Here is a 23,210-nt window from a genome sequence, read left to right on the forward strand (position 1 = left end):
TCGCGTTCCGCACGCACCATCTCGTCTTCTCCCCGCCGTGCCCTATCCTTTCCGAGGATTCTTCGGGGGCGACGGATGTCGGGTGTCTTCTTCCTCTACTTCACCGTCTGCCTCGCCCGCGCGCCCGATACCTGCGAATCGCGCAGGCTCGCCCTCGACGTGGACGACGCCCCGGCCTGCCTACACGTGGCGCAGCCGCAGCTGGCGCAGTGGATCGGCAGCCATCCCGAATTCCGCATCACCGCCTGGCGCTGCGGCGCGCCGCCCCGCGATCGCGGCACGCGGATCTGACTTTGCCCCGTGACCGGGGAGACACAGGCGCCCCTCCGGCGCGCGAACCCGTGCGGGCCGCCGCGTTTTCGCCGCATGGAATGCGGAGGCGAAGGGCCGACAGGCCCATTCCCGAGATCCGTCCGCACCGATGCGCTTTCCCCGTTCCGCCTCTCCGCGCCCGCCGCTCCGCCTCGGCGCGGGCGCCCTCGGCCTCGCCGTCCTGCTGGCGCTGGCCGGCTGCGGCACCCCCACCCTCCTGGCCCCCGACCAACCCACCAGCCTCGTCATCCTGGACGAGCAGGCGGCCGCCGCCGCGATCTCGCGCTACCGGGCGCAGCACGGCCTCGGCCCGGTGGTGATCGATTCGAGCCTGATCCGGGCCGCCTCGTACCAGGCGGCCTCCAACGCGAAGGCCGGCCGCCTCAGCCACGAGATCGGCGGCACCTTCGATTCCCGCATGGCCCAGGCCGGCTTCGGCCGGAGTTACGCCTCGGAGAACCTCAGCGCCGGCTCGGCCACCTTCGACGAGGTGCTGGCCCGCTGGAAGGCCTCGAGCGAGCACAACAAGAACATGCTGATCCCGCAACTCCGGCGCATCGGCATCGCCCGCGTCGACGCGCCGGGCACCCGTTACAAGCGCTACTGGGCCCTGGTGATGGCCGGCGGCTGAGACGTTGCGCACGGGCCTTCGCGGCCGGTGGCGCGGTGCCCCCTTCAGAGCGCCCCGGTCCGCGTCGCGGGTTCCGCCGCCTCGTGGGGCTGGGCGCGCGCCTCCGCGCCCTGGATCAGGCGCTTGCTGGTGAGCTTCAGGAAGGAGAAGCGAAATTCCGGGTTCTGGTCATAGAGCTGCTTGACCTCCGAATAGGAGATCCGCAGGGCCTGCCCCGCCTCGATGCAGACCAGCGAGGCGGTCCGGGTGTTGCTCGGCGAGAGCAATCCGAGCTCGCCGACGACCCCGCCGGCCCGCACCGCGATCCCGTATTCCGGAAGCGACCGCTCTCCACGTCGAACATTTCGCCCGCGTCATCGCCCTGGCGGAAGACGGTCCGCCCCGCCCGGATGCGGACCGCGCGGCCGAAGGGCCGGCGCCAGTCGAGGGAGAGGTCGCCCTCGGCCGCCGCCTCCCTCTGGCGCACGAGGCGCACCATCTGCCAGAGCCGACAGGCGTTGAAGAGGTCTGGATCGCCTCGGTGAGGACCACCGGTCAGCTCCCGATCAGCAGGCCCTAGGTGATGACGGCCACGCTGGGGACGAGGGCGATGATCCGCAGCGGGATCATGGTGGTCATCGCCGAGGCCGTGATGGTGAGAGCCGTGCCGGAATACCCGATGGCCTCGACCCCATCGATGCCGACCCCGGTCATCGCAGGGTTCCGGCCGATCGCGCCCTCTCAGCCCCGCCCATCGTCGGCATCCGCCTCGGCGAGACCATCCTGCAGGGAGCGAATGATGGTCCGCATCTCCGGCACCATGGCGATCGCTTTGGCGATGCGCTGCGCCTCCTCCCGGGTCATCGCGCCCGTGGCCGCATGGGCACCGGCCTCCTCCGAAAAGTAGGTCCAGGCCACGGCCAAGCCCTCTCCATCCTCGACGCAGAAGCTTCCGTCCCGCTCGACCACGATCCAGGGCGGCGGGAATCCCCGGGCCGGCCTCGCGTGGATCTCGGCATCGTCCGCCACGGGACACCTCAGCGTTGGGGCAGGGTCGCGATCGCCGCGTTGCGACTGGTGGGCGGTGAGGGACTCGAACCCCCGACCCTCTCCGTGTAAAGGAGACGCTCTACCAACTGAGCTAACCGCCCGGAGCGCCGGCCTTCGTCGCGCGGCGCGACGGCTTCGTAGCGGACGCGCGGGCGGGCGCGCAACCCCCTCCCCCGGCGGCCCTTGGGTCCGGGCATGAAAAAGGCCCCGGCATGCCTGCCGGGGCCTCGTTTCGAGTCAGAGTTGCATCGACCTCAGTGGGCGATGACCGTCGCGGAGTCGTCGTCGGCGATGACCGGGCGGACCTTCGGGGCCGGCTCTTCCCATTCGATCGCCTCGGGGACCCGCACCAGGGCGTGCTGGAGCACTTGGTCCATCCGCGAGACCGGGATGATCTCCATCCCGTTCTTCACGCTGTCGGGCACCTCGGCGATGTCCTTGGCGTTCTCCTCGGGGATGAGGACCGTCTTGATGCCGCCGCGGAGCGCCGCGAGCAGCTTCTCTTTCAGGCCGCCGATGGGGAGCACGCGGCCTCGCAGGGTGACCTCGCCCGTCATCGCCACGTCGCGGCGCACCGGGATGCCCGTCAGCGTCGAGATGATCGCGGTCGCCATGCCGATGCCGGCGGACGGACCGTCCTTCGGGGTCGCCCCCTCGGGAACGTGGACGTGGATGTCCCGGCGGTCGAACAGCGGCGGCTCGATGCCGAAGTCGACGGCCCGCGAGCGGACGTAGCTCGCCGCGGCGGAGATCGACTCCTTCATCACGTCGCGCAGGTTGCCCGTCACCGTCATCTTGCCCTTGCCGGGCATCATGACGCCCTCGATCGTCAGCAACTCGCCGCCGACCTCGGTCCAGGCCAGACCCGTGACCACGCCAACCTGATCCTCCTCGTCGATCTCGCCATAGCGGAACTTCGGCGGGCCGAGGAAGACCGGCAGGTTCTCCTCGGTGACGGCAACAGCCTTCACCTTGGTGATGAGGATCTCCTTCACCGCCTTACGGATCAGGTTGGAGATCTCACGCTCCAGGTTGCGGACACCCGCCTCCCGCGTATAGCGACGGATGAGCATCAACAGGCCGGAATCGTCGACCTGCCACTCCTTGGCGTCGAGACCGTGCTTCTTCACGGCGCCCGGGATCAGATGCTTGCGCGCGATCTCGAGCTTCTCTTCCTCGGTGTAGCCGGCGATGCGGATCACCTCCATGCGGTCCATCAGGGGCGCCGGGATGTTCAGCGTGTTGGCGGTGGTGACGAACATCACGTTCGAGAGGTCGTAATCCACCTCCAGATAGTGGTCGTTGAACGTGGCGTTCTGCTCCGGGTCGAGGACCTCCAGCAGGGCGGCCGACGGGTCGCCCCGGAAGTCCATACCCATCTTGTCGATCTCGTCGAGCAGGATGAGCGGGTTGGAGGTCTTCGCCTTCCGCATCGACTGGACGATCTTGCCGGGCATCGACCCGATATAGGTCCGGCGGTGACCGCGGATCTCGGCCTCGTCGCGCACGCCGCCCAGCGACATGCGCACGAACTCACGGCCCGTCGCCTTGGCGATGGACTTGCCCAGCGAGGTCTTGCCGACGCCGGGAGGACCGACGAGGCACAGGATCGGCCCCGTGAGCTTGTTCGCCCGCTGCTGCACGGCGAGGTACTCGACGATCCGCTCCTTCACCTTGTCGAGGCCGAAATGGTCCTCGTCGAGCATGACCTGGGCGCCGAGGAGATCCTTCTTGATCTTCGAGCGCTTGCCCCACGGGATGCCGAGCATCCAGTCGAGGTAGTTGCGCACCACGGTCGCCTCGGCCGACATCGGCGACATCTGGCGCAGCTTCTTGAGCTCCGCCACCGCCTTGTCGCGGGCTTCCTTGGTGAACTTGGTCTTCTCGATCTTCTCCTCGAGCTCGGCCAGCTCATCCTTACCGTCCTCGGAGTCGCCCAACTCCTTCTGGATCGCCTTCATCTGCTCGTTCAGGTAGTACTCGCGCTGCGTCTTCTCCATCTGCCGCTTGACGCGGGTCCGGATGCGCTTCTCCACCTGGAGCACGGAGATCTCGCTCTCCATCAGCGACAGCACGCGCTCGAGGCGCTGCGCCACCGTGGGGATCTCCAGGATCGCCTGCTTGTCGGCGATCTTCACGGCGAGGTGCGAGCCCACGGTGTCGGCGAGCTTCGAGGGCTCGTCGATCTGGGTCACCGCGGAAACGACCTCGGGCGAGATCTTCTTGTTGAGCTTCACGTAGTTCTCGAACTCGGCGATGACCGAGCGCGCCAGGGCCTCCGCCTCGACGCTGTCGCCGAGCTCGTCGGTGAGGGTCTCAGCCTCGGCCTCGTAGTAGGTGTCGGACTTGGTGAAGCGGGCGATCTTGGCGCGGCCGGCGCCCTCGACCAGCACCTTTACGGTGCCGTCGGGCAGCTTCAGGAGCTGCAGCACGCTGGCGAGCGTGCCGATCTTGTAGATGGCGTCCGTCGAGGGATCGTCCTCGCTGGCGTTGATCTGCGTCGCCAGCAGGATGTGCCGGTCGGTGCGGACCGCCTCCTCGAGGGCGCGGATCGACTTCTCGCGGCCGACGAAGAGCGGCACGATGATGTGGGGGAACACGACGATGTCGCGCAAGGGGAGGACGGCATAGGAGCCCGTCGAGCCCGGAACGACCGGCTGGCGCGATTTCGATTGAGTCATATCGGACTTCCTCATGATGGACGCCGGGCAGTCACTCCTCCCAGGGAGCAAGCATCCTGCCAGGGGCCGACCGGGCCGCGAGGGGGTCGGAAGTGTCTTAAGGGACGGTCTTGGAAGACAGTCTGGAAAACGGTCTTGGACGGTGCGGCTGGTGGCGGGACACCGCACCTCAGGGGGTGAGCGTACGGCCGTCGCGCTGAGGTTTCAGATGGAAATCGGGGCGGATGGTTTCAAGCATCCGCCCCGAGGCTCGACCCAGACCTGACGAGACCCGCGCGGGGCCTCAGGCGCTGACGCTGGCCGGGGCTTCCTTGTTGCGGTCGCCATGGATGTAGAGCGGCCTGGCCTTGCCCTCGACCACCTCCGGGCCGATCACGACCTGCTCGACGGACTCGAGGCCCGGCAGGTCGTACATCGTCTCCAGGAGGATGGTCTCCAGGATGGAGCGCAGGCCGCGGGCGCCGGTCTTCCGCTCGATCGCCTTGCGGGCGACCATGGAGAGGGCCTCCTCCTGGAAGGTCAGGTCGACATTCTCCATCTCGAACAGGCGCTGGTACTGCTTGACCAGGGCGTTCTTCGGCTCCTGCAGGATGCGCTTCAGGGCGGTCTCGTCGAGGTCCTCCAGGGTCGCCAGTACGGGCAGGCGGCCGACGAACTCGGGGATGAGGCCGAACTTCAGCAGGTCCTCGGGCTCCACGTTGCGGAAGATCTCGCCGGTGCGGCGGTCGTCCGGGGCCTGCACGGTCGCGCCGAAGCCGATCGAGGTCCCCTTGCCGCGGGCCGAGATGATCCGCTCGAGGCCCGCGAAGGCGCCGCCGCAGATGAACAGGATGTTGGTGGTGTCGACCTGCAGGAATTCCTGCTGCGGGTGCTTGCGGCCACCCTGCGGAGGCACGGAGGCGACGGTGCCTTCCATGATCTTCAGCAGCGCCTGCTGCACGCCCTCGCCCGAGACGTCGCGGGTGATCGACGGGTTGTCCGACTTGCGCGAGATCTTGTCGATCTCGTCGATGTAGACGATGCCGCGCTGCGCCCGCTCGACGTTGTAGTCGGAGGCCTGGAGCAGCTTCAGGATGATGTTCTCGACGTCCTCGCCGACGTAGCCGGCCTCCGTCAGGGTCGTGGCGTCCGCCATGGTGAACGGCACGTCGAGGATGCGGGCCAGGGTCTGGGCCAACAGCGTCTTGCCCGAGCCGGTCGGCCCGATCAGCATGATGTTCGACTTCGCCAACTCGACGTCGTTGTGCTTCGAGGCGTGGGCGAGGCGCTTGTAGTGGTTGTGGACCGCGACCGAGAGGACCTTCTTCGCGAAATCCTGACCGATGACGTAGTCATCGAGGACGCGGCGGATTTCCTTCGGGGTCGGCACCCCATCGCGCGACTTCACCAGGGAGGATTTCGACTCCTCGCGGATGATGTCCATGCACAGTTCGACACACTCGTCGCAGATGAACACCGTCGGGCCCGCGATCAGCTTGCGGACCTCGTGCTGGCTCTTGCCGCAAAACGAGCAGTACAGCGTGCTCTTCGAGTCGTTGCCGCCAGTCTTGCTCATATCGGTCTCCGTTCGCGGGCATGGCGCCGGTCCGGGGCGCACACGCATCCTTCGAATTTAATGGCGTCCGCCTAAAGAAACAGTCACCTGCGCGCATCTGCCGACTTCGATCAGACTGGCGATGCAAGCACGCGACCGCGACGGGATCAAGGCAGGCGCCCAAAAAGCGCCCCGCCTCGAAACGACGCGCCGGGTCGGACGGCCCGGCGGTCCCGGTCGGGCTTACGCGGCGACGGGCTCCGGCCGCTTCTGGATCACCTCGTCGATGAGCCCGAACTCCTTGGCGGCGTCGGCCGTCATGAAGTTGTCGCGCTCCAGTGCCTGGACGATGGTGTCGTAGTCGCGGCCGGTGTGCTTCACGTAGATCTCGTTGAGGCGCTTCTTGAGGGCCTCGATCTCGCGGGCATGGATCAGGATGTCGGTGGCCTGGCCCTGGAAGCCGCCGGAGGGCTGGTGGACCATGATCCGGGCGTTCGGCAGGGCGAAGCGGTGGCCTGGCTCGCCGGCGGTGAGCAGCAGCGAGCCCATCGACGCGGCCTGGCCGACGCAGAGCGTGGTCACGGGGCAGCGGATGAACTGCATGGTGTCGTAGATCGACAGGCCGGAGGTCACGACGCCGCCCGGCGAGTTGATGTAGAAGGAGATTTCCTTCTTGGGGTTCTCGGCCTCGAGGAACAGCAGCTGCGCGACGATCAGCGATGCGCCGTAATCCTCGACCGGGCCGGTCAGGAAGATGATGCGCTCGCGAAGCAGGCGCGAGTAGATGTCGAAGGCACGCTCACCGCGGCTCGACTGCTCGACCACCATGGGCACGAGCGCGCTGTTATAATAGTCGACCGGATCTCTCATCATCACGTGCCCCAGCTACAAGGGGTCCGGCCGCGCCGCGAATCGGGCGCGCACCGGACGTTTCAGCGAACTACGGCGATGGTGAACATCGCCTTACTCTCGAGCCCGCCGCCCTCGTGGGAGCAGCCGGGCTCAATCGGCCTTGGCGACGGCGGGCAGGCCCTCGTCGGTTCCGGTCGAGGCGGACGCGTCGGTCGCGCTCTTCGTCTCGGACTGGCCCTCGGCACCCGCCTCGGCGTCGTCCTCGTCGGCGAACAGCGCCTCCTTCGAGACCGGCTCCTCGGTGAGCGTCACCTGCGCGAGCACGTGGTCGACGACCTTCTCCTCGAAGATCGGCGCACGGAGCTCGGCGAGCGCCTGGGCGTTCTTGCGGTAGAAGTCCCAGACCTGCTGCTCCTGTCCGGGATACTGCCTCACCCGGGCGATCAGCGCCTGGTTCACCTCGTCGTCCGAGACCTTGATATCGGCCGTCTCACCGACCTGTGCAAGCACCAAGCCGAGGCGGACGCGACGCTCGGCGATTTTGCGGTACTCGGCGGTCGCCTTCTCCTCGGTGGTGCCCTCGTCCTCGAAGGTCTTCTCGCGGGACTTCAGGTCCTGCTCGACCTGGGCCCAGACGGCGGCGAATTCCTGGTGGACGAGGCTCGGGGGCAGCTCGAAGGCGTACTTCGTGTCGAGGGCGTCGAGCAGGTCCTTCTTGAGCTTGCGGCGGGACTGTGCCTCAAAGTCGCTGCCGATGGCGGTGGAGACCGCCTCCTTGAGCTTCTCGAGGGACTCCATGCCGAAGGTCTTGGCGAGCTCGTCGTCGATCTTGGTCTCGCCCGGGGCCTGGATCGCCGTGACGGTCACGTCGAACTCGGCATCCTTGCCGGCGAGGTGGGCGGCGCCGTAGGCCTCCGGGAAGGTCGACTTCACGACGCGCTTGTCACCGACCTTGGCGCCGACGAGCTGCTCCTCGAAGCCGGGGATGAACGAGCCGGAGCCGAGCTCCAGGTCGATGCCCTCGCCCGTGCCGCCCTCGAACTCGGTGCCGTCGATGCGGCCGACGAAGTCGATGGTGACGCGGTCGCCGGTCTCGGCGGCGGCACCCTCCTCGCGGGGGGCGAAGGCGCGGTTGGAGGAGGCCATGCGGGTGATGGCCTCGTCGACCTCCGCGTCGGAGGGCTTGGCCACCTGCTTCGTCAGGCTGACGTCGGACAGGTCGACGAGCTCGAAGGTGGGCAGCACCTCGAGGGCGACGTTGAACGAGACGTCGTCCTTGGCGTCGAGGGCGCGCTCGACGATCGACTGCTCGCCGGGGAACTCGATCTTGGGCTCGAGGGCGAGCTTGAGGTTGTTCTCCGTGACGATCTTCTGGTTCGCCTCGTTGACGGCGTTCTGCAGCACGTCGGCCATGACCGAGCGGCCGTAGAGCTTGCGCAGATGCGCGACCGGCACCTTGCCGGGACGGAAGCCCTTGATCTGGGCCTTGTCCTTGAGGGTCGACAGCTCGCTGGTCAGGCGCTCCTCGAGCTCGTTCGCGGCGAGCAGGACCTGAAACTCGCGCTTCAGTCCCTGGGAGAGTGTCTCGGTCACCTGCATGGTCGTCTTTCCGCTGTCGTCCGTGTGATCGCGCAAATTCGGTTGGTCCCTCGCGGCCCGCTCCTGCGGGCCCCACGAGGTCGGCGCCGGAACGATGCGCCGCCGGGGGCCGGCTTCGTGCAGCGGGCCGGCCGGCCATCGCACTGAGCCAATCCGTTCCCGATGGCGATGGACTGGTGCGGGCGGAGGGGCTCGAACCCCCACGTCTTGCGACACTGGAACCTAAATCCAGCGCGTCTACCAGTTCCGCCACGCCCGCAAGCGCCAACGCCCGGCGCGCTTTCCGCCGCCAGAGCGGGGTCCTATAGCACGCGCGCCACGGGCCGCAGCAAAAAAATCGGGGCCTGTCGCCGATCGCTCCCGGCATCGGCGACCGCCGGCGGGGGGCGATTTGGCGTCCGCCGAATCCGCATTCTACAAGCGCTGCCCGGACCGCGATCACCGCCTGGACGCGCGCCGCGCCCTGCCCTCCCCCGATGCCGAGGTTTCATGCCGAACACCCGATCGCTCGTCCCGAACGATCCCGTCTCGGCCTCGCGCCGTGCCCTGCTGGGCGGCGTCGCGGCCCTGGCCCTGCTGCCCCGCGGCGCCCGTGCGCAGGGGACGAAGGCGCCGTCCGCCCCGGCTGCTTCCGTGCCCGCCCCGGCCGCTGCGGGCCCCGCCCGCACCCTGACGGCGGCCCCCGGCACCCTGCGCCTGAAACCTGAGCCGGCCGCCGCGACGCCGGTCTGGTCGTTCGACGGCCAGGCCGCGCCGCCCGTGGTGCGGATCCGGCTCGGCGAGACGGCGCGGCTGAAGGTCGAGAACAGGACGGACAAGCCGCTCAGCCTGCACTGGCACGGGGTGCGCAACCAGAATCCCATGGACGGCGTCGGCGGCGTCACCCAGGCGCCGATCGCCCCGGGCGCCGACTTCACCTACGCGTTCGTACCGCCGGATGCCGGCACCTTCCTGATTCGTCCGCTGGTAGTCGGCGGCTCGAGCGAGCCCTCGGGCCGGGGCCTCGCCGGCGCCCTGGTGGTCGAGGAGGCCACGCCCCCGGCCGTGGACCAGGACCTGACCCTGCTGATGCAGGACTGGCGGCTCGACGACGCGACGACCCTGCTGCCCTTCGGCCAGCCGCTCTTCGCGGCGAGCTCGGGGCGCCTCGGCAGCCTCGTCACGCTGAACGGCGTGCCGGTGCCGGCCCCGATCACGGCCCGCCCGGGCAGCCGCCTGCGCCTGCGCCTCGGCAACGTCTGCAACGCCCGCGGCACCCGCATCCGCTTCGACGGCGTGAAGGTCTACGTGCTGGCGGTCGACGGCCAGCCCACCGACACCTTCGAGCCCCTGCGCGCCACCCTGCCCTTCCCGCCCGGCACCCGCTACGACCTCATGCTCGACATGCCCACCGAGGCCGGCGCCAAGGGCGCGATCACGGCGCTGATCGGCAACGGCATCGCGCTCGCGACCCTCTCGACCACGGCGGAAGCCGCCGCACCGCCGCGACCGCCGATCACCAAGATCGGCGACAATCCCCTGCTGCCGGCCGAGGTGAAGCTGCAGAACGCGGTCCGGCGCGACATCACCCTCACGGGGGGCGCCCGCCTCGACAAGGACAAGCCCGCCGCCGAGCCGGTCTATACCGGCGACCCGTCCCGGGCCTGGTCGGTGAACGGCGCCCCCGGCACGGCCGGGATGGCGCCGCTCTTCTCGGTCAAGCGCGGCCAGGTGGTGGTGCTGGCGATCCGGAACGAGACCGCCTTCCCGCAGTCGCTGCACCTGCACGGCCACGTCTTCCGGCTGCTCCACCCCCTCGACGACGGCTGGGAGCCCTACTGGCTCGACACCTTCCAGCTTCTCGAAGGCCGCACGGCGCGGATCGCCTTCAAGGCGGACAATCCGGGACGCTGGCTCATCAGCGCCACGGTGCTGGAGCGCTTCGACACCGGGCTCTGGACCCTGTTCGAGGTCAGCTAGGCCCCGAGCAGCGCGCGGAGAACCTCGGGCATCCTCTCCGGCAGGTCCTCGGCGATCAGGCCCGGCCCATGGCGCAGACCCGCATCGCCGTGGAGCCAGACCGCCGCGGCCGCCGCCTCGAACGGGTCCATCCCCTGGGCCAGGAGCCCGGCGACGAGGCCGGCCAGGACGTCGCCGGCGCCGGCGGTGCCGAGATAGGGCGTGCCGTGATCGTTGATGGCGGCCCGGCCATCGGGGGCGGCGACGACCGTATCGGCGCCCTTGAGGACCACGACGGCGCCGGCCAGGGCAGCGGCGCGGCGGACGCGCGTCAGCTTGTCCGCCTCCGGATCGACCGCGTCCGTACCCTCGAACAAGCGGGCGAACTCGCCCTCGTGCGGCGTCAGCACCGCGGCGGACCCGCCATCGGAGAGGTGGGCCCCCAGGAGGGCGGCCTGCCCCGTGAAGCTCGTCAGGGCGTCGGCGTCGAGGACGAGGGTGCGCCCCGCCGCGGCCGCCACCGCCACGAGATCGCGGGTGGCCGCGCCGATTCCGAGGCCCGGGCCGGCCAGGACCACGTTGAGGCGCTCGTCCACGAGGAGGTCGTCGAGGTCGTCGGCGCTGTCGCAGGCGCGCAGCATGATGGCGGTGCAATGGGCGGCGTTCTCCGCCAGGGCCGCGCTCGGCGAGACCAGGGTGACGAGGCCGGCGCCCACGCGCAGCGCGGCGCGGGCCGCCATCCGGGCCGCCCCCGTGCGATAGGCGGGGCCGGAGAGGACGAGGGCGTGCCCGCGCGTGTACTTGTGGCTCGCGGCGCTCAGCCGCGGGAAGGCCGCGTCCCAGAGGCCCGGGCCGTTGCGCCAGGACGGCGCGTCTCCGGCCAGGCCCGCCTCCAGCGCGTCCGCGCCGATCCCGATCTCGGCCACCCGCAGGGTGCCGCAATGGCTCCGTCCGGGCTGAAGTAGGTGTCCGGGCTTCAGGGCCACGAAGGTGACGGTCTCGGTCGCCAGCACCGCGACGCCGCGCACGGCGCCGGTGTCGCCGTCGATCCCGCTGGGCACGTCGACGGCGAGGACGGGGCAAACGGCCTGCCCGAGCCGGTTCACCAGGGCGGCGACGTCCCCCTCGAGATCGCGTGCGAGACCTGCGCCGAACAGGGCGTCGACGACGAGGCCGTAGGCCGAGAGATCGCCGACCGCCGAAAGCGCGAGCACCGGTCCAATCCAGGCCTTCGCCGCCTCGGCCGCATCCCCGGACAACGCCGCGGGCGGCACCAGCCCGGCAAGGTCGACCGGATGGCCGGCCTCGACGAGGCGGCGGGCCGCCACGTAGCCGTCGCCGCCGTTGTTGCCCGGTCCGCACAGGACGAGGATGCGCGCACCCGCCCCGGCCAGCATGCGGGCCCGCTCCGCCACGGCGGCCCCGGCCCGCTCCATCAGGGCGAGGCCGGGGGTTCCGGCCGCGATCGCGGCTGCATCGACCCGGCGCATCGCCTCGACGTTGAGCAGATGCAGGGTGGTCATGGGGGATTCCTTCTGGAATGCGTGCCGGAATGTCTGCCGGCTGCTCGTCTGGGGCTCATGAAACGGCCTCAGGCCCGCCATCCGCTCAAACGATTTGCGGCACCTGCATGTTTGTTGTGCAGTTTTCCGCCCTCACCGAACAAATCGGCGTGGCGAAGGCGGGACGGCGATGATACCAACGATGGATCAAGAAGCATCGAGGTCAGGCCCGCCCGGCATGAAGAAGATCGAAGCGATCATCAAGCCTTTCAAACTGGACGAGGTGAAGGAAGCTCTGCAGGAGGTCGGCCTCCAGGGCATCACCGTGATCGAGGCGAAGGGTTTCGGACGCCAGAAGGGCCACACCGAACTCTATCGCGGGGCCGAGTACGTGGTCGACTTCCTGCCCAAGGTGAAGCTCGAGATCGTCCTGTCGGATGCTCTCGTGGAGGGCGCCGTCGAGGCGATCCGCAAGTCGGCCCAGACCGGGCGCATCGGCGACGGTAAGATCTTCGTTTCGACCATCGAGGAAGCCATCCGCATCCGCACCGGCGAGACCGGGACCGACGCGATCTGAGGCCTCGGGTCCCGCCCCGGACGCCCGGCGAAAGACTCCTCCCCGTGGACGATCGACGGGAAGGCCTCGCGGGGACACCCCCTCGGCCTGGATCCGGCCTCGTTCCCGGAGAGGCGCCCCGGAGGTCCCGCCGCACCGCTCGGCGCGCTCCGATTCTCCCCCGCCATGCGGACAGACGCGCGCGGCGTCACGGACATCCGATCCCATCAGGGCTCTCCGACCTGCCAAGACGGCCGAAAGGCGGATCTAAGTTTCTGTTTTTGCGTCTGTTCTCGCGGCGGCCCGGTGCCGGGCGCCGAGAAATTGCGCTGGCCCGGACGCTCCACCTGCGCTAAACGCTCGACGCCCAAGACGCTCCACGCCCGCGACGCTCGACGGCTAAGACCCTTCCGCTCTGCGGCGCGCCGGCGCACGCTGCGGCAAAACCACGGCCGCAACGGGCCGAGACATGAAGGAGACCCCCAAGGATGGCCAAGACAGCAGCCGACGTCCTGAAGGAAATCAAGGACAACGACGTCAAGTACGTCGACCTTCGGTTCACCGATCCGCGCGGTAAGTGGCAGCACGTCACGTTCGACGTCTCGCTGATCGACGACGAGATGTTCTCCGAAGGCACGATGTTCGACGGCTCGTCGATCGCCGGCTGGAAGGCCATCAACGAATCCGACATGCTGCTGATGCCGGACCCGGCCACCGCCTGCATGGATCCGTTCTTCTCGGCCTCGACCATGTCGATCGTCTGCGACGTGCTCGAGCCCTCCACCGGCGCGCCCTACAGCCGCGACCCGCGCGGCACCGCCAAGCTGGCCGAGGCCTTCCTGAAGTCCACCGGTATCGGCGACACCATCTATGTCGGTCCCGAGGCCGAGTTCTTCGTGTTCGACGACGTGAAGTTCGGCTCCGACCCGTACCACACCGGCTTCCAGCTCGATTCGACCGAGCTGCCGACCAACGGCTTCACCGACTACGAGGGCGGCAACCTCGGCCACCGCGTCGCCACCAAGGGCGGCTACTTCCCGGTGCCGCCGCAGGATTCGGCGCAGGACATGCGCGGCGAGATGCTGGCCGCCATGCAGTCCATGGGCGTGAAGGTCGAGAAGCACCACCACGAGGTGGCGTCCGCCCAGCACGAACTGGGCATGAAGTTCGACACCCTGACGCTCCTCGCCGACCACATGCAGATCTACAAGTACTGCATCCACCAGGTCGCCCAGAGCTACGGCAAGACCGCGACGTTCATGCCGAAGCCCGTCTACGGCGACAACGGCTCGGGCATGCACGTGCACCAGTCGATCTGGAAGGACGGCAAACCGCTCTTCGCCGGCGACAAGTACGCCGACCTCTCGCAGGAGTGCCTCTGGTACATCGGCGGCATCATCAAGCACGCCAAGGCGCTGAACGCCTTCACCAACCCGTCGACCAACTCCTACAAGCGCCTGGTACCCGGCTACGAAGCCCCCGTGCTGCTCGCCTACTCGGCGCGCAACCGCTCGGCCTCCTGCCGCATCCCGTGGACGACGAACCCGAAGGCCAAGCGCGTCGAGGTCCGCTTCCCCGACCCGATGGCGAACCCCTACCTCGCCTTCTCGGCCCTGCTGATGGCCGGCCTCGACGGCATCATCAACAAGATCGATCCGGGCGCGGCCATGGACAAGGATCTCTACGACCTGCCGCCGCGCGAGCTGAAGAAGATCCCGACCGTCTGCGGCTCGCTCCGTGAGGCCCTGCAGAACCTCGACCGCGACCGCGCCTTCCTCAAGGCCGGCAACGTCTTCACCGACGACCAGATCGACTCCTTCATCGAGCTGAAGATGACGGAGGTCATGCGCTACGAGATGACCCCGCACCCGGTCGAGTTCACGATGTACTACTCGCTCTGAGAGCGACCGAGCCGGGCCGCGCGCCCGGCTCACCGGATGACGGCGCAACGCCGGGGCCTCGCGCGGGGCTCCGGCGTTGTGCGTTTCCGACGACCTGCGGAATCCCGACTGTGGGTCGCGGCAGGCCCCGAAGGCGGAACCATGATCCTGCCAGCGGGCTTGCCGCCCCGACGTGAGGGCCGGGACCGGGATGCAGACGGACGACCAGATTCAGCGATCCCGGCGGGGCGACCGCCTGGAGCGTACCAACGCCCTGGTGCAGACCCTCGCGATCCTCGCGGCCGGCGCATGGGCGGTCTACACCTTCATCTACGAGGCCCGGATCAAGCCGGCCCTGGAGCCGCCCGCCGTCTCGGTGACCACGAGCCTCGTGCGGGCCGGCGAGCGCGACCGGCACGTCGCCATCCGCTCCACGGTGACGCGCAAGAACGTCGGCCAGACCGGCGTGCGCGTACTCGGCCTCGTCTACAACGTCACGGGGGTACGGGTGCGCTTCGATGCGCCCTCCAGCGGCAAGCCCGAGGACGGGCAGGCGTCGGCGGATCGCACACGGACGGCGCGCGCCTACGACTTCGCGGGTTCCGGCGAGGCGATCCTGCGCGAGGGCCGGCTGTTCGCCGGCGCCACCGCGGCGGGGGGCGAGCCCTCCGATCTGAATCCCGGCGAGTCGGTCTCGCGCGACCTCATCGTCTATGCCGACCGCGACCGCTTCGACTTCGTCCGCTTCGAGGTCAGCCTCGCCTACACCAAGGGCGACGAGCCCCCGGTGCTCCTGACCTTCGAGACCGCCCCGAATGGGACCCTTGCGTTGAAGCCCGACGCGGATTGCCGGGCGGACCCGCAGACCTGCGATCGGCTCAAGACCACGGATTTCGGCACGGAATTCTCGCTCTGGTAAGGGCACGCGACACGGCGACATCGATATAGCGACGAAGACGGATGCCTCGACGAATCGAACGCCCTGACGTGCCCGACGCCTCGTCACGCAATCTTGCGCACGATATTTCCGCGCACCGCCACCCGAAATCGGACTTTCCCCGCGCCTTGGCGTAAGCAGGCTGCAAAGGCCTCCGCAGTCGCGAGACGGCCTGCACGATCGTGCGAGGAGTGAAACGCCATGCGGATGTCCCACCGCGCCGCCGCCCTGAGCGCTGGCCTGTTCCTCGCGGCCCTGGCCGCGCCCGTGACCGCCTGGGCCGCCGCGGGCGACGATGCGGCCGAGCGCGACGCGCGCTGGAAGGATCTGCAGCAATCGATCTTCGGAAACCGCCCGGTGGAGACCGCCAAGCCGCTGGTGCGGATGGACCTGCCGGACCGGGCCAACGACGCCTCCCTGGTGCCCCTGACCCTGACGATCGCCGACAAGGACCGGATCAAGGGCCTCTACCTCGTCATCGACGACAATCCGGCGCCGCTGGCCGCGCACTTCACCTTCGGCCCCGCCGCCGATCCGGAGGAGCTGAAACTGCGCGTCCGGGTCAACACCTACACCAACGTCCACGCGGTCGCGGAGACCAAGGACGGCGCGCTCGTGCAGAGCACCCAGTTCGTGAAGGCCTCCGGCGGCTGCTCGGCGCCCATGGGGATGACCGACGAGGAGGCGATGAAGGGCATGGGCGACATGCGCCTGAAATTCGCTGATGCGGCCCCGGGCAAGCCCATCGCCGCGACCCTGATGATCCGCCATCCGAACTTCACCGGCCTGCAGATGAATCAGGTCAGCCGCGAGTACACGCCCGCGCGCTACATCAACCGGATCAGCGTCACCTACGGCGGCAAGAACGTCTTCGTCATGGAGGGCGACATCTCGATCTCGGCCAACCCGGTGATCAACTTCGCCATGCTGCCGGAGGGCAAGGGTCCGGTCACGGTGGTGACGCAGGACAACCAGGGCGGACGCTGGGAGCGCAGCTTCGATGCACCGGTCGCCAGCAACTGAGCGCCTCCGCGGGGCCACGGCCGCCTTCCTGGTGGCTTGCCTGGCCGCCACGGTTCTGACCGCCGCGTCCCCGGCGGACTCGCCGGTCGACGTGCCCGAGCCCGCCGGCCTGTGGGAGGGCGCGCTCCAGGGCTACACCCCCAAGACCCTGGCGGGCGCCACGGTCTTGGACGGGCCTCAACTCGACGCCCTGATCGCGGGCGGGTCGGTCGTGCTGATCGACGTGTCCGAGGCCGGCCCGACGCCGCCGAACCAGCCGGCCGGACGCCTGTGGCGGCCGATCCACCGGGCCATCCCGAACAGTACCTGGCTGCCGGGGGCCGGGTCCGGGACCCTCACCCCTCCGGAACAGACCGCGCTCGCCGACCGGATCGCGGCCCTGACGCAGGGGGACCGCGGCCGGGCGATCGTCACCTACTGCCACCCGGATTGCTGGGGCAGCTGGAACCTCGGCAAGCGCCTGATCGGGCTCGGCTACCGGAACGTCCACTGGTATCCCGAGGGAATCGAGGGCTGGCAGGAGCGCCACGACACGGCGGCGATCCACCCCGACGAAACCTGGACGCGACGCGCCCAGGACGGCGCCGGGCCCTGAGGCCCGATTCACATCCAAGCCGAGGCAAGCCCTTCCATGCTGTACCGCCGCTCGCTCCTCGCCCTCCTGGCGCTCGCGCCCCTCGCCCTGTCTGGGCCGGCCGCCGCCGAAACGGTGCCCTTCACGCCGGAGGCCTTCGCGGCCGCGCAGAAGGCGGGCAAGCCGATCCTCATCGAGGTGAGCGCGCCCTGGTGCCCGATCTGCAAGACCCAGAAGCCGATCCTGGCCAAGCTCGCCGAGCAGCCCCGGTTCAAGGACCTCGTCATCTTCGACGTCGATTTCGACACCCGCAAGGACGTGCTGCGACAGTTCAACGCCCGCATGCAGAGCACCCTGATCGCCTTCAAGGGCGAGACCGAGACCGGCCGCTCGGTGGGCGAGACTCAGCCCGAGTGGATCGAGGGCCTCGTCGAGAAGACGCTTTAGGACGCTCCGATGGGCGCGAGCCTGGGACTGGCCTTCCTCGCCGGCCTGCTGTCGGTGCTCTCACCCTGCGTGCTGCCGCTGCTGCCGCTGGTCCTCGGCGCCGCCGCCTCCGAGCATCGGTTCGGGCCCCTGGCACTCGCCGGGGGTCTTGCCCTCTCCTTCGTGGCGATCGGCCTGTTCGTGGCCACGATCGGCTTCGGCCTGGGGCTCGACACCGGGATCTTCCGGACGGGCGCCGCCATCCTGATGATCCTGCTCGGCCTCGTGCTGATGCTGCCGGCGGCGCAGACCCGCCTCGCCGTCGCCGCCGGTCCGCTGAGCAACTGGACCGAGGCACGCTTCGGCGGGCTCGCCACCGCCGGCCTCTCGGGGCAGTTCGGTGTCGGCCTCCTCCTCGGCGCGGTCTGGAGCCCCTGCGTCGGACCGACCCTCGGGGCGGCCTCGCTCCTGGCCTCCCAGGGGCGCGACCTCGGCGCCGTCGCCCTCACCATGGTTCTGTTCGGCCTTGGCGCCGCCCTGCCCCTCTGCATCCTCGGCACCCTGTCCCGCGCCACCCTGGTGGGCTGGCGCGAGCGGATGATGGGCCTCGGCAAGGGCCTCAAGATCGCCCTCGGCCTCATCCTCGTGGTGACGGGACTCGCGATCGTGCTCGGCGTCGACAAGGCGCTGGAAACGCGCCTCGTCGACGCCTCGCCCGACTGGCTCACGCGGCTGACGACGCGGTACTGACGGTGGAGCCCGCCGGGCGGTGGGCTTGGAGCGCGCCGGCACCCCGGCGTATCCAGGAGCGGCATCCCCGGAGATCCTCCCATGTCCCTCGTCGTCCCCGTCATTCTCGGCTCCGTCCGCTCCGACCGGCAGGGCCTGCGCGCTGCCCGCTTCGCCATCGGTGAACTGGAGCGCCGCGGCATCGAGGCGCCCCTGGTGGACCCGGCCGAGCTGAAGCTCCCCCTCCTCGACCGGATGTACAAGGAATACCCGAAGGGAGAGGCCCCGGCCGTCCTCGAAGACCTGGCGACGCTCTACCGGCGCGCGGACGCCTTCCTGGTCGTCTCGGCCGAGTACAACCATGCGATCCCGCCCGCCCTCTCGAACACCCTCGACCACTTCCTGGAGGAGTATTCCTGGCGGCCCTCCGGCATCGTCTGCTACTCGGCCGGACAGTACGGCGGCGTGCGGGCGGCGATGCAGCTCCGAGCGATGATGGCCGAGCTCGGCGCCTCGAGCATCCCCTCGCTCCTACCGATCCCCCGCATCGGCAAGGCCCTGGACGAGGCCGGGGCAGCCCAGGACGAGTGGCTGCCGAAGGCCGCCAAGCGCTTCCTCGACGAGTTGGTCTGGTACGCCGAGGGCCTGCGGGCGCAGCGGGCGAAGGGAACGCCCTACTGAGAGGCATCGTGATCCGGGCTGGCGCGAGGCTTGCCCTCGGGTTGGGACCGATCCCTCGCGCCGAGCGCCCTTCATGTCCGAGACCACCACGGAACTTCGCACGCTCCTCGCCAACCTCGTGCGGGCCGCCCTCATGTCGGACGACCGGGCCAGCGCCCTCTGGCGCGAGGCCGCCCGGCAGGGTCAGGCGAAGCTGGCCGCGGACCCCGCCCGGACCGAGGGCCTGACCATCGAGGGCTTCTGGACCCAGGGCGTGCGCGAGGCCGAGGCCCCGGAATATCGCGAAGCCGAGGGACAGGTGGAATTCGGCTTCCCGGCCCTGTGCCCGTTCACCCTGGCCGAACTCGTCGCGCCCGGCTTCGACGTCGATGCGGCGGTCGAGCGCCTGCGCAAGTCGGCCGCCACCGGCTGAACCATGTTGAGGGCCGGGCCCGCGCCGTTGCCGGGGCGGGGTCCAGCGCCCATGTTACGGAGCAGTCGTCGGGGTGCGCTCCCGCCCCCCGGCGAGACACGTCCTCTTCGCGTATGGCTTCGCGCCCACGCAGCGAGCCGGATCCCTTGGCAAAACGCATCCATCCCAATCCCGGCGCCGCCGGCCTTCCCTCCCGGGAGCAGATCCTCGCCTTCATCGCCGCCTCCACCGAGACGGTCGGCAAGCGCGAGATCGCGGCGGCCTTCAACATCAAGGGCGCCGACCGGATCGGCCTCAAACGCATCCTGAAGGAGATCGAGGAGGACGGCGCCATCGCCCGCGGGCGCGGCGGGCTCGCGCCCTCCGGCCGCCTGCCGCCGGTGGTGCTCGCCGACATCACCGCCCGGGACCGCGACGGCGAGTTCCTGGCGAGCCCCGCCGAGTGGGACGTCGGCAACGGCGCCACCCCGAAGATCACCGTCGCCACGCCCCGCGGCGGCAAGCGCCCGGGCCAGCCGGCGCCGGGCATCGGCGACCGGGTGCTCCTGCGCGTCGAGGCCAGCGCCGGCGAGCCGGGCCGCTACACCGGCCGCGTCATCAAGGTGCTGGGCAAGAGCAAGTCGGACATCATCGGCGTCTTCCGCGCCGGCCCCGAGGGCGGGCGGATCATCCCCGTCGAGAAGCGGGCACAGGGCCGGGAAGTCGCGATTCCCGCCGGCGAAGAGGGGGACGCCCGCGACGGCGACCTCGTCAGCGTCACCCTTCAGCGCGAGAGCCGCTTCGGCTTGGCCCAGGGCCGGGTGCGCGAGCGCCTCGGGTCGCTGGGCTCGGAGAAGGCCGTCAGCCTGATCGCGCTGCACCTTCACCACATCCCGCACGTCTTCGCCGCCGCCACCCTGGCGGAGGCCGACGCCGTGGTACCGGTGGGGCTCGCGGGCCGCGAGGATTGGCGCACCGAACCGCTGCTCACCATCGACCCGCCGGACGCCAAGGACCACGACGACGCCGTGATGGCGACGTCGGATCCCGACCCGGCCAACGCGGGCGGGTTCGTCGTCACCGTGGCGATCGCCGACGTCGCCGCCTACGTGCGTCCGGGCTCGGCCCTCGACCGCGAGGCTTTGGTGCGCGGCAACTCGGTCTATTTCCCGGACCGCGTCGTGCCGATGCTGCCCGAGCGCATCTCCAACGACCTTTGCTCCCTGCGGGAGGCCGAGGACCGGCCGGCGCTGGCCGTCCGCATGGTGATCGCCGCCGACGGCACGAAGCGCCGGCACAGTTTTCACCGGGTGATGATGCGCTCGCGGGCCAAGCTAAGCTACGCCCAGGCCCAGGCCGCCATCGACGGCTTCGCCGACGACGTCACCGCCCCCCTCCTCGAGCCCGTGCTGCGACCCCTCTGGGAGGCCTACGTCGCCCTGCGCGAGGCCCGCGACGCCCGCGGACCGCTGGCCCTCGACCTGCCCGAGCGCAAGGTGCTGCTTGACGCGGACGGGGCGGTCGACCGCGTGGTGGTCCCGGCCCGCCTCAATGCGCACCGCCTCATCGAGGAGTTCATGATCCAGGCCAACGTCGCGGCCGCCGAAACCCTCGAGCAGGCGCGCCAACCCCTGATCTACCGGGTGCACGACGAGCCGGCCCTCGAGAAAATGCGGGCCCTCGGCGAGGTCCTGGCCTCCATCGGCATCAAGCTGCCGAAGGAAGGCATCCTGCGCCCGGCCCTGTTCAACCGCATCCTCGCCACCGTGGCGGAGACCGAGCACGCCATCTTCATCAACGAGGTCGTCCTGCGTTCGCAGGCCCAGGCGGTCTACGCCGCGCAGAACCTCGGCCATTTCGGCCTCAACCTCCGGCGCTACGCCCACTTTACCTCGCCGATCCGGCGCTACGCCGACCTGATCGTCCACCGGGCCCTGATCTCCGCCTGCCGCCTCGGCTCGGACGGCCTGTCCTCCGAGATGTCCGTGGCGGCCCTCGACCAGATCGGCGAGCAGATCTCGGCCGCCGAGCGGCGGGCCATGGCGGCCGAGCGGGAAACCATCGACCGTCTCATCGCCCATCACCTCGCCGACCGGGTCGGCGCAACCTTCACCGGCCAGATCTCCGGCGTCACCCGGTCCGGCCTCTTCATCAAGCTCGACGAGACCGGGGCCGACGGCTTTGTGCCGATCTCCACCATCGGGGCCGACTATTACCGGCACGACGAGGCCAAGCACGCCCTGGTCGGCGAGCGCTCGGGCGAGACCCATCGCCTGGGCGACCGGGTCGAGGTCCGCCTGGTGGAGGCGGCCGCGGTGGCGGGGGCCCTGCGCTTCGAACTGCTCTCGGAGGGACGGGCTCGGCCGGAACGCAATGCGCGCCCCGGGCCGAACCGCTCGGTCCGCAAGCCCGGCGCGTCCGGCCGGCCGCCCGGCATCCGCAACACCGGGTCGCGCCATCGCGGCTCGCGCCGTTGAGGGGAAGGGTCTAGGCTGAGCGCAACGCGAGGAGCCGAGATGACGGACACGATCGAACCGGTCCATGGCGAACGCACCCCGCTGGTGCGATCGCTGGCGCGTGGCTTCATCGGCCGCTGCCCGCATTGCGGCGAAGGCCGGATCTTCGGCCGCTTCCTCAAGGTCCGGCCGCATTGCGACGTCTGCGACCTCGAACTGGCGCATCACCGGGCCGACGACCTGCCGCCCTACATCGTCATCTTCATCGTCGGCCACATCGTCGGGTACTTCCTCCTCGAGACCGAGACGAACTACGACGTGCCCCTCTGGTTTCAGCTGACATTCTGGCCCCTCGTGACCCTGCTCGCGTCGCTGGCGCTGCTGCAGCCGGTGAAGGGCGCGGTGGTCGGGCTTCAATATGCGCTTGGCATGCACGGCTTCGCCACGCTACCGGTGCCGGGGACGGTGACGGGGCCGCAGGGCGAGGAGAGGCCGCATGGACCAGGCGACGGGCGTGCGGTCGACCGAGCCGCCGGATTCGGGCCCGCCTGAGGCGCAGGCCCGCAAGGCGGGCCTGCGACCGCGCAACGCCGCGACCCTGATCCTCCTCGACCGGAGCAAGCGCGCACCGCGGATCCTGATGGGGCGCCGCCATGCCGGCCTCGCGTTCATGCCCGGCAAGTTCGTGTTTCCCGGTGGCCGGATCGAACCGGGCGACCGGCATATGCCGGTGGCCGGCGCGCTGCCGGCGCGCAGCCACGACGCCCTCGCGGTGAAGGTCGCCCGCGGCGGCGAGGGGCTCGGCCGCGGGCTCGCCCTCGCGGCGATCCGCGAGACCTACGAGGAGACCGGTCTCCTGCTCGGAACGCGCGACTACGGCCCCCCCGACACCGCACCCGCCGGAACCTGGACCGCCTTCCGCGAGGCCGCCGTGCTACCGGATCTCGAGGCCCTGCACTTCGTCGCCCGGGCGATCACCCCTCCGGGCCGGCCGCGCCGGTTCGACACGCGCTTCTTCGCGGCGGACCGGAGCGCCATCGCGCAAGAGATCCCCGGCGTCGTCTCGCCCGACTCGGAGCTTGTGGAACTCGCCTGGGTGAGCTTCGCGGAGGCGCGCGCCCTCGATCTGCCCCGCATCACGCGGGTCGTCCTCGACGACCTCGAAGCGCAGGCCAAGGGCGGCTTCGCGCCCTACCGGACGATCCCGTATTACTACGAGCGGAACGGCAAGCGTCAGCGTGAAACCCTGTAGACGGAACCGCTTTCCTCTCGACGCCGTTGATGAACAACAGATCGCGAGGAAGGGAACCGGACAATGTTGAAGGGCGGATTGCTTTGGCTGATCGGTATCCCGATCCCCATCATCCTGCTGATTTACTTTTTCACGTCTTGGTTGCGTTAGCAACACGAAGCCGATGAACGTCGAAAGCCCGCCCTGGATTTCACCGGGGCGGGCTTTTTGTTGAGTTTGGTTGCGGG

Annotated in this window: 21 protein-coding genes, 2 tRNA genes and 1 pseudogene; 15 read left to right on the top strand and 9 right to left on the bottom strand. The window is 69.7% G+C overall.

Features of this window, described 5'->3' with window-relative positions:
• Positions 1 to 75: 75 nt before the first annotated feature.
• Together ASF20_RS01195 and ASF20_RS01200 are read left to right on the top strand one after the other, a co-directional pair.
• Positions 76 to 291 (top strand): hypothetical protein, encoded by a 216-nt coding sequence (locus ASF20_RS01195; RefSeq protein ID WP_056216766.1) that lies wholly within the window; start codon positions 76 to 78, stop codon positions 289 to 291.
• Between the two features lie 130 nt (positions 292 to 421).
• Positions 422 to 943 carry a CAP domain-containing protein gene (locus tag ASF20_RS01200; protein ID WP_056269939.1) on the top strand — a complete coding sequence of 174 codons (522 nt, stop codon included), beginning with the start codon at positions 422 to 424 and terminating at the stop codon, positions 941 to 943.
• Between the two features lie 44 nt (positions 944 to 987).
• Here ASF20_RS01200 and ASF20_RS01205 read toward each other — a convergent pair.
• From ASF20_RS01205 to ASF20_RS01240, 8 genes and pseudogenes are all read right to left on the bottom strand, one after another.
• Positions 988 to 1,621: pseudogene (locus ASF20_RS01205) on the bottom strand (cyclic nucleotide-binding domain-containing protein).
• Positions 1,622 to 1,663: 42 nt separating this feature from the next.
• Positions 1,664 to 1,951, bottom strand: a complete 288-nt coding sequence (locus tag ASF20_RS01210) for a hypothetical protein (RefSeq protein WP_082487198.1) — start codon at positions 1,949 to 1,951, stop codon at positions 1,664 to 1,666.
• Between the two features lie 46 nt (positions 1,952 to 1,997).
• Positions 1,998 to 2,073: transfer RNA gene (locus tag ASF20_RS01215), tRNA-Val, on the bottom strand.
• 153 nt (positions 2,074 to 2,226) lie between these two features.
• Positions 2,227 to 4,653, bottom strand: a complete 2,427-nt coding sequence (lon, locus tag ASF20_RS01220) for an endopeptidase La (RefSeq protein ID WP_056216760.1) — start codon at positions 4,651 to 4,653, stop codon at positions 2,227 to 2,229.
• Between the two features lie 283 nt (positions 4,654 to 4,936).
• Positions 4,937 to 6,208, bottom strand: coding sequence for an ATP-dependent Clp protease ATP-binding subunit ClpX (gene clpX / locus ASF20_RS01225; RefSeq protein ID WP_055955375.1), 1,272 nt, complete (start codon positions 6,206 to 6,208; stop codon positions 4,937 to 4,939).
• A gap of 222 nt (positions 6,209 to 6,430) precedes the next feature.
• Positions 6,431 to 7,057, bottom strand: a complete 627-nt coding sequence (locus ASF20_RS01230; protein WP_055955505.1) for an ATP-dependent Clp protease proteolytic subunit — start codon at positions 7,055 to 7,057, stop codon at positions 6,431 to 6,433.
• Positions 7,058 to 7,189: 132 nt separating this feature from the next.
• Entirely contained in the window at positions 7,190 to 8,638 is a 1,449-nt protein-coding gene (tig, locus tag ASF20_RS01235) for a trigger factor (RefSeq protein ID WP_056217424.1), read from the bottom strand.
• 174 nt (positions 8,639 to 8,812) lie between these two features.
• Positions 8,813 to 8,897, bottom strand: a tRNA-Leu gene (locus tag ASF20_RS01240).
• 230 nt (positions 8,898 to 9,127) lie between these two features.
• Between ASF20_RS01240 and ASF20_RS01245 the strand changes: the two genes are divergently transcribed.
• On the top strand, positions 9,128 to 10,597 hold the full coding sequence (locus tag ASF20_RS01245; RefSeq protein WP_056269943.1) for a multicopper oxidase family protein: 1,470 nt from the start codon (positions 9,128 to 9,130) through the stop codon (positions 10,595 to 10,597).
• On the opposite strand, the gene ASF20_RS01250 is transcribed toward ASF20_RS01245, so the two are convergent.
• Positions 10,594 to 12,099: a bifunctional ADP-dependent NAD(P)H-hydrate dehydratase/NAD(P)H-hydrate epimerase gene (locus tag ASF20_RS01250; RefSeq protein ID WP_056269945.1), complete on the bottom strand. Its 1,506-nt coding sequence runs from the start codon at positions 12,097 to 12,099 to the stop codon at positions 10,594 to 10,596. The genes ASF20_RS01245 and ASF20_RS01250 overlap by 4 nt on opposite strands.
• Before the next feature lie 217 nt (positions 12,100 to 12,316).
• Between ASF20_RS01250 and ASF20_RS01255 the strand changes: the two genes are divergently transcribed.
• From ASF20_RS01255 to ASF20_RS01310, 12 genes are all read left to right on the top strand, one after another.
• Entirely contained in the window at positions 12,317 to 12,655 is a 339-nt protein-coding gene (locus ASF20_RS01255; RefSeq protein ID WP_003600526.1) for a P-II family nitrogen regulator, read from the top strand.
• A 467-nt stretch (positions 12,656 to 13,122) separates the two neighbouring features.
• Complete coding sequence (glnA, locus tag ASF20_RS01260; protein WP_056216753.1) at positions 13,123 to 14,535, top strand: type I glutamate--ammonia ligase; 1,413 nt, start codon at positions 13,123 to 13,125, stop codon at positions 14,533 to 14,535.
• A 190-nt stretch (positions 14,536 to 14,725) separates the two neighbouring features.
• Entirely contained in the window at positions 14,726 to 15,433 is a 708-nt protein-coding gene (locus ASF20_RS01265; RefSeq protein WP_056269948.1) for a hypothetical protein, read from the top strand.
• A 219-nt stretch (positions 15,434 to 15,652) separates the two neighbouring features.
• The gene (locus ASF20_RS01270) at positions 15,653 to 16,474 is read left to right on the top strand and encodes a quinoprotein dehydrogenase-associated SoxYZ-like carrier (protein ID WP_244476280.1); all 822 of its coding nucleotides are present in this window, start codon (positions 15,653 to 15,655) and stop codon (positions 16,472 to 16,474) included.
• On the top strand, positions 16,452 to 17,069 hold the full coding sequence (locus ASF20_RS01275) for a rhodanese-like domain-containing protein (protein ID WP_082501110.1): 618 nt from the start codon (positions 16,452 to 16,454) through the stop codon (positions 17,067 to 17,069). The genes ASF20_RS01270 and ASF20_RS01275 overlap by 23 nt, the downstream gene beginning before the upstream one ends.
• Before the next feature lie 36 nt (positions 17,070 to 17,105).
• The gene (locus ASF20_RS01280; RefSeq protein ID WP_056216748.1) at positions 17,106 to 17,495 is read left to right on the top strand and encodes a thioredoxin family protein; all 390 of its coding nucleotides are present in this window, start codon (positions 17,106 to 17,108) and stop codon (positions 17,493 to 17,495) included.
• Between the two features lie 9 nt (positions 17,496 to 17,504).
• The gene (locus ASF20_RS01285) at positions 17,505 to 18,224 is read left to right on the top strand and encodes a cytochrome c biogenesis protein CcdA (RefSeq protein ID WP_056269951.1); all 720 of its coding nucleotides are present in this window, start codon (positions 17,505 to 17,507) and stop codon (positions 18,222 to 18,224) included.
• A gap of 81 nt (positions 18,225 to 18,305) precedes the next feature.
• Positions 18,306 to 18,884, top strand: coding sequence for an NAD(P)H-dependent oxidoreductase (locus ASF20_RS01290; protein WP_056269954.1), 579 nt, complete (start codon positions 18,306 to 18,308; stop codon positions 18,882 to 18,884).
• 73 nt (positions 18,885 to 18,957) lie between these two features.
• Complete coding sequence (locus ASF20_RS01295; protein WP_056269956.1) at positions 18,958 to 19,296, top strand: hypothetical protein; 339 nt, start codon at positions 18,958 to 18,960, stop codon at positions 19,294 to 19,296.
• A gap of 146 nt (positions 19,297 to 19,442) precedes the next feature.
• Positions 19,443 to 21,752, top strand: a complete 2,310-nt coding sequence (rnr, locus tag ASF20_RS01300; RefSeq protein WP_056269959.1) for a ribonuclease R — start codon at positions 19,443 to 19,445, stop codon at positions 21,750 to 21,752.
• A gap of 39 nt (positions 21,753 to 21,791) precedes the next feature.
• Positions 21,792 to 22,283, top strand: a complete 492-nt coding sequence (locus ASF20_RS01305) for a DUF983 domain-containing protein (protein ID WP_056269960.1) — start codon at positions 21,792 to 21,794, stop codon at positions 22,281 to 22,283.
• Positions 22,228 to 22,983, top strand: coding sequence for an NUDIX hydrolase (locus ASF20_RS01310; RefSeq protein ID WP_056269963.1), 756 nt, complete (start codon positions 22,228 to 22,230; stop codon positions 22,981 to 22,983). Before ASF20_RS01305 ends, ASF20_RS01310 begins: the two co-directional genes overlap by 56 nt.
• Positions 22,984 to 23,210 lie beyond the last annotated feature (227 nt).

It is taken from the genome of Methylobacterium sp. Leaf88, from assembly GCF_001422795.1.
Taxonomy (GTDB): Bacteria; Pseudomonadota; Alphaproteobacteria; order Rhizobiales; family Beijerinckiaceae; genus Methylobacterium.

Bases quoted from the DNA above. Each gene is read 5' to 3' on its own strand.
- ASF20_RS01195 (WP_056216766.1), top strand. From the start codon at position 76: ATGTCGGGTGTCTTCTTCCTCTACTTCACCGTCTGCCTCGCCCGCGCG.
- ASF20_RS01200 (WP_056269939.1), top strand. From the start codon at position 422: ATGCGCTTTCCCCGTTCCGCCTCTCCGCGCCCGCCGCTCCGCCTCGGC.
- lon (WP_056216760.1), bottom strand. From the start codon at position 4,653: ATGACTCAATCGAAATCGCGCCAGCCGGTCGTTCCGGGCTCGACGGGC.
- clpX (WP_055955375.1), bottom strand. From the start codon at position 6,208: ATGAGCAAGACTGGCGGCAACGACTCGAAGAGCACGCTGTACTGCTCG.
- ASF20_RS01230 (WP_055955505.1), bottom strand. From the start codon at position 7,057: ATGAGAGATCCGGTCGACTATTATAACAGCGCGCTCGTGCCCATGGTG.
- tig (WP_056217424.1), bottom strand. From the start codon at position 8,638: ATGCAGGTGACCGAGACACTCTCCCAGGGACTGAAGCGCGAGTTTCAG.
- ASF20_RS01245 (WP_056269943.1), top strand. From the start codon at position 9,128: ATGCCGAACACCCGATCGCTCGTCCCGAACGATCCCGTCTCGGCCTCG.
- ASF20_RS01250 (WP_056269945.1), bottom strand. From the start codon at position 12,099: ATGACCACCCTGCATCTGCTCAACGTCGAGGCGATGCGCCGGGTCGAT.
- ASF20_RS01255 (WP_003600526.1), top strand. From the start codon at position 12,317: ATGAAGAAGATCGAAGCGATCATCAAGCCTTTCAAACTGGACGAGGTG.
- glnA (WP_056216753.1), top strand. From the start codon at position 13,123: ATGGCCAAGACAGCAGCCGACGTCCTGAAGGAAATCAAGGACAACGAC.
- ASF20_RS01265 (WP_056269948.1), top strand. From the start codon at position 14,726: ATGCAGACGGACGACCAGATTCAGCGATCCCGGCGGGGCGACCGCCTG.
- ASF20_RS01270 (WP_244476280.1), top strand. From the start codon at position 15,653: ATGCGGATGTCCCACCGCGCCGCCGCCCTGAGCGCTGGCCTGTTCCTC.
- ASF20_RS01275 (WP_082501110.1), top strand. From the start codon at position 16,452: ATGCACCGGTCGCCAGCAACTGAGCGCCTCCGCGGGGCCACGGCCGCC.
- ASF20_RS01280 (WP_056216748.1), top strand. From the start codon at position 17,106: ATGCTGTACCGCCGCTCGCTCCTCGCCCTCCTGGCGCTCGCGCCCCTC.
- ASF20_RS01285 (WP_056269951.1), top strand. From the start codon at position 17,505: ATGGGCGCGAGCCTGGGACTGGCCTTCCTCGCCGGCCTGCTGTCGGTG.
- ASF20_RS01290 (WP_056269954.1), top strand. From the start codon at position 18,306: ATGTCCCTCGTCGTCCCCGTCATTCTCGGCTCCGTCCGCTCCGACCGG.
- ASF20_RS01295 (WP_056269956.1), top strand. From the start codon at position 18,958: ATGTCCGAGACCACCACGGAACTTCGCACGCTCCTCGCCAACCTCGTG.
- ASF20_RS01305 (WP_056269960.1), top strand. From the start codon at position 21,792: ATGACGGACACGATCGAACCGGTCCATGGCGAACGCACCCCGCTGGTG.
- ASF20_RS01310 (WP_056269963.1), top strand. From the start codon at position 22,228: ATGGACCAGGCGACGGGCGTGCGGTCGACCGAGCCGCCGGATTCGGGC.